1 protein-coding gene is annotated in these 249 nt (G+C 41.8%); it reads left to right on the top strand.

The annotated features are described in order from the left end of the window. The coding region (locus AAEY75_RS16430; RefSeq protein WP_352260226.1) for an Hsp33 family molecular chaperone HslO at positions 1-249 on the top strand (249 nt) is incomplete at both ends.

Here is a 249-nt window from a genome sequence, read left to right as displayed (position 1 = left end):
CGTTTTACTCATCTCGCTTCTACAGTAAAAGAAGAAGAGTTACTTGGTCTTGAGACTGAATCGTTATTGCACCGTTTGTATCACGAAGAAGAAGTTCGCCTTTATGACACTAAGCCAATGCAATTTGGTTGTTCATGTTCTCGTCAACGGACATTGGATGCCGTTATGTCACTGGGTTCTGAAGAAATTCGCGAACTCTTGATTGAGCAAGGTAGTGTGAAAGTAGACTGCCAATTCTGTGCAGAGAAA

The organism is Psychrobacter sp. TB55-MNA-CIBAN-0194 (genome assembly GCF_040309505.1).
GTDB lineage: Bacteria > Pseudomonadota > Gammaproteobacteria > Pseudomonadales > Moraxellaceae > Psychrobacter > Psychrobacter fozii.
This window is presented reverse-complemented; position numbering and strand designations above follow the sequence as displayed.